General features: G+C 38.6%; 5 protein-coding genes and 1 pseudogene. 4 read left to right on the top strand and 2 right to left on the bottom strand.

Annotation, left to right across the window (positions count from 1 at the left end):
* Positions 1-1086: pseudogene (locus FTU91_RS15680) on the top strand (mobilization protein); the annotation flags it as partial.
* Between the two features lie 3 nt (positions 1087-1089).
* On the opposite strand, the gene FTU91_RS15675 reads toward FTU91_RS15680, so the two are convergent.
* Positions 1090-1398: a hypothetical protein gene (locus FTU91_RS15675; protein ID WP_180082804.1), complete on the bottom strand. Its 309-nt coding sequence runs from the start codon at positions 1396-1398 to the stop codon at positions 1090-1092.
* 29 nt (positions 1399-1427) lie between these two features.
* Entirely contained in the window at positions 1428-1703 is a 276-nt protein-coding gene (locus FTU91_RS15670) for a hypothetical protein (protein ID WP_180082803.1), read from the bottom strand.
* A 181-nt stretch (positions 1704-1884) separates the two neighbouring features.
* Between FTU91_RS15670 and FTU91_RS15665 the strand changes: the two genes are divergently transcribed.
* The 3 genes from FTU91_RS15665 to FTU91_RS15655 form a co-directional block, all read left to right on the top strand.
* Positions 1885-2202 carry a hypothetical protein gene (locus tag FTU91_RS15665; RefSeq protein WP_180082802.1) on the top strand — a complete coding sequence of 106 codons (318 nt, stop codon included), beginning with the start codon at positions 1885-1887 and terminating at the stop codon, positions 2200-2202.
* A gap of 966 nt (positions 2203-3168) precedes the next feature.
* Entirely contained in the window at positions 3169-3579 is a 411-nt protein-coding gene (locus FTU91_RS15660; protein ID WP_180082801.1) for a MobC family plasmid mobilization relaxosome protein, read from the top strand.
* On the top strand, positions 3569-4424 hold an 856-nt coding region (locus FTU91_RS15655; protein ID WP_180082800.1), incomplete at its 3' end, for a relaxase/mobilization nuclease domain-containing protein. The genes FTU91_RS15660 and FTU91_RS15655, both read left to right, overlap by 11 nt.

Raw genomic sequence — 4424 nt, 5'->3', positions numbered from 1 at the left:
AGAGCTACTGGCGAATATCGACAAGAAGTACAACAACGAATTGAAGAATACCGAGGAACAACTTCTGAACGGTATCGAGCAAACGTCACAGACTATCAGAGACAGCTTGAACACAAGAGCCAATATCACAGCGACCGCTATCCAGCAGTCGGACGAGAGAATCGCCCAGAGCATTCAGAGCAACGCCCAGACGGTCGAGAAGCAGTTAAGCCAATATCAAAGCTTGCTGCAATCGAAATTGAGCCATTTAACGCAATTAAACGAGCAAGTACAGAGCCAAGAACAGCAAGCCCAGAATCAAGCGGTACAGAAAAAACTTACCATTTTGAATATGGGACTGATTTCAGCAGTAGTTATTTTGCTTATAGCGATTTTATCGCTTGGTCTCATCGCCAAAAACAAGTACAGCGAAGTAAAGACACTCAATACCGTGATCAACGAGAAACAAATGAGGGTAGATCATCTGAACAAATCAGGGGGCAGTCTGAATATCAGTACATGCAAGAATCTATCGAACAACAAGCAACGATTATGCGTACAGATCAACAAGGACGCAGGGAGTTGGCAGAACGGCTACATGATTCCAATGGGGTACTAAGCGATGACCGAATTAGAAACGCAATTATTGAGAATCATCGAACAACAACAGCAGCAATTACTGCAACAACAACAGCAGTTGAAGCAGCAACAGCAAGCTTTAGATACGATGCAAACCAAAATTATCCAAGCCTTGTCAGCACAATCAAAAGCAATCAAGAGCGATCAGGAAAGCTTGCAACAGGTACAAAAGTCCTTATCGACAATACAGAAGCAATTTCACGAGCTAGAACGCAGTACAGCAAGCTATACCGAGCAGATCAATGGCAAAGTTCGAGAGATGAGCAAGATTACAGCGAACAACGAAGAGGTTCTGGAGAGAATCTCAACCACACAGCATTTAGTCTCGTCAGAAGTAGCCAAAGCTCAGAAGAATTTGCTCGAAACATCCGAGATATTGAAAAAAATATCGTCCAGATGAATGAGCGGAAACAAGAAATAGAAAAACCTCGACCTAAGCAAGATCGAGGTATGCATTTTGGTATGTAATTGCTAGTTTTTTCTATCCCATGTAATAGAGTGGATAGAACTATTAACTATATTAATAGTGTAGTAAGTGTTACCAACTAAATATATATACTCATTAACCGTATATTTTTGAGATTTTTCTTTTACTTCATAACTTCTTGTAGACACAGGTTGTTGTTGAATTTTATCTACCATACTAATGTAGTTATCACCAACTGAAATAATTTGTCCTGTAGAGGTTCTCATTGAATGAGTTGAGCTTGTGGCCATAGCCGTATGGCTAATTAATCCCAAACTAAAACATAAAAGAAAGACAGATAATTTTTTTTTCATATATTTAGGTTTCATAACAGTTTAATGACTCAATTCAGTGTATCAGGATATCTTCCAAAAGGATAACGGGCAATCTGTACGCGTTGAGTTTCTGTACGAATAGACCCTATACTTCCCCCATTATTTTCTTTGATTTCTTTTCTTTTATAGACACATTCAATTGTATAAGTATTCAAATTCGACTGATATAAATACCATGGCCCCCATTGTGGAGGGCCTTCTGAAGTACCAAATCCTGCACTGGTAAGACTACTCATAGATAGAAGTGACATAGACATAGATATTAAAAATAATTTAATTCTCATTGTGATTACCTTTATTGTGTTTTAAAGAGGAATAAATATTTATAAAGATGAAAATTGTCGAAATGGAGTTGGAGCTTTTATTGGTCTGAAACAAACTTGGAAATGCCAAGTAGCATTTGACAGATGTCGAATTACAGGTTCTTTTATTCTTCCTTAAGTAAATAAAAGTGTGCAGTTAAATATGAATAATAGAGTAGATAAAGTACCTGATGATATTCAGATTATTGATGAAAAAATTAAAAATTTGGACAATGCTATTCAGGAGCTTTTAGAAACAACTCATAGTTTATTTAATGAAGATAAGTATTATGGGATTGAAAGTGCTTTTATTTTAGATCATGCATTGAATATAAAAATGCATTTCTTTACAAAATATCCGGAACTAGCTCCACCTCATTTGCAAGGAGTGGAAAAAACATATGATCGAATTGTCCATATTCGAGAAAGAAATCCGTTGGATAGATTGGTTCAAATTGATCCAATAAAAGATAATAAGTAAAAATTTATCTAAATATTTAAAGGAAAAGCCCCTTAAGTCTTGCAACTTAAGGGGCTTTTCCTTTAAATTCGAGGGGTACAGTTATTTGATGCTTGCAACATCAATTAACGAAAGATCGGCAGAGCTTGCAACTCATACTGATATTCACCTGAAAGGCTAGTACCACTATCTATTTTAAAGAATTAGAACAGTTATACAAGCCTCAATTTGAAGTCCTTCGTTAATTCAGTAGTTTAAATCATCAAATAAGCCCCTAACGGTCGAGCTTTATCTACTTCTGTGCATCCTTTTTAGGAAGATATGCGGTGCATGTGGAGGGAATAAGTGTCACTGGTGCATCGTAGCGATAGTCTAAAGGCTAAACCGCTTACAGGGGATCTCACATAGGCGGAGCGTTGGAAGTAGTTGTATAGGTTGGTTAAGTTGCATGTTGGAGCAATCCTCGCAGAGATACCGCCATACTTCGACAGGGAGCGCGTGGGAGAAGGTACAAACCTTTAGTCCTTGTCTGCATGGTATTTGTAAACCCATGTGCGGATACGACCGATGCGTGGCTCCGTCAGCCCAGTTACAGGTTAATCGGCAATACTTAAGGGATGTTGATTTTGAATCAGCGACCCTTAGGGAAAGTATTGCCGAAACTCTCTCAACGTTCACCATCAGCCCGAGCAAAGCGAGGGATGTGGGGACGTTGGAAGAGAGTTGAGAGCATTTTGTTTTACAAGATTTATGCCAATACTTACTAGGATTTATATACCGTGTCATTTGATTTAATTTTAATATAACAACTCTGTCCATTTTTAAATAAGCAAGGATACACAGCTACCCCTATTTAACTATGTTAAATGTGGTAAGCTGTGACCTTGATCAGGGGCTTCACCCCCGATACCCCCGAAAAGCTTTAAACCAAAAAATCAAAGATTTTCCAATTTAAAGCTTACAAAAGCTAAAGCAGGGTAGATTGAAATGTCAGGACAGGAACAACAAGAGAATAAGCAAGGTAAAGCAGTTCGAGAGCGTACCTTTAAAGTCAGACTTTCAGAATCAGAATATCAATTGCTTGATTGCAATAATCCTTATGGTTCGATTGCAAAGTTACTTCGACAAGCAGCAGTAGAGAAAGCGACTAAAATTCATAATTCCAAAGCAGAAGATGACCAAAAAATTAAAGCAACAAAGGTTGTTGAATCTTCGTATAGCAAGACAGAGCGAGCGTTAATTTTAGAACTTGCTCGGATTGGTAATAATGTGAATCAGATTGCTAAAGCAGTGAATACCGATATTGCAGGGGTAGGTACTTTTGACAAAGTGAAGTTACTTCATTTGTTGATTTCCATAGATCAGCAGCTTCGGGAGTTACGTCCAGATGATCGTTGATTTCTTTAGACATGGTTCAGGTTTATCAAAAGGCTGTCTCGATTATTTGTTAGGTGAAGATCGAGAGCGTGAACATGCTCAAGTGCTCAATGGTGATGTAGAACTGACAGCACAACTCATTGATAGCAGTCCTTTTGCCAAAAAATATACCAGTGGTTGTTTGTCCTTTTATGAGCATGATTTATCAGACCAGGATAAACAGAAAATCATGCAAAATTTTGAGGAATGTTTATTCCCGGGACTAGAGAAAGACCAGTATCAAATTTTATGGGTACAGCATCAAGACAAAGTGAATCAGGATACTGGGCAGACACGGCTTGAGCTAAATTTTGTGATTCCCAATGTTGAGCTTTCAACAGGAAAACGACTACAGCCGTTCTATGCACCCGTGGATCTCAATCGAGTGGATCTGTTTAAACAGATCACCAATACCGAACATTCACTGTATGACCCAGATGATCCTGCACATCGTCAATTATTCTTAAATAAAAAGAATCTACCCAAAGACGTTAAGGAGTTTAAAGCGCAGTTACACCAACGAGTCTATCGGGCTATTGCCACTGGTGATGTTGCGGATCGGCAAGAATTGGTGCAATGGCTTGAATCGAATCAAATCAAAGTTACTCGACAAACTCAAAAATCCATATCTATAGAAAACCCATACGAGGGCGCAAAGCGTCCTATCCGTTTAACTGGTGAAATTTATGAGCAAGGCTTTAGAGCTACTGGCGAATATCGACAAGAAGTACAACAACGAATTGAAGAATACCGAGGAACAACTTCTGAACGGTATCGAGCAAACGTCACAGACTATCAGAGACAGCTTGAACACAAGAGCCAATATC

The organism is Acinetobacter sp. YH12201, assembly GCF_013418145.1.
Taxonomy (GTDB): domain Bacteria; phylum Pseudomonadota; class Gammaproteobacteria; order Pseudomonadales; family Moraxellaceae; genus Acinetobacter.
This window is presented reverse-complemented; position numbering and strand designations above follow the sequence as displayed.

What these genes read in the sequence shown, in the direction of transcription:
- FTU91_RS15670 (WP_180082803.1), bottom strand. Translation starts at nt 1,703, where the DNA reads ATGAGAATTAAATTATTTTTAATATCTATGTCTATGTCACTTCTATCT.
- FTU91_RS15660 (WP_180082801.1), top strand. Translation starts at nt 3,169, where the DNA reads ATGTCAGGACAGGAACAACAAGAGAATAAGCAAGGTAAAGCAGTTCGA.
- FTU91_RS15675 (WP_180082804.1), bottom strand. Translation starts at nt 1,398, where the DNA reads ATGAAAAAAAAATTATCTGTCTTTCTTTTATGTTTTAGTTTGGGATTA.
- FTU91_RS15665 (WP_180082802.1), top strand. Translation starts at nt 1,885, where the DNA reads ATGAATAATAGAGTAGATAAAGTACCTGATGATATTCAGATTATTGAT.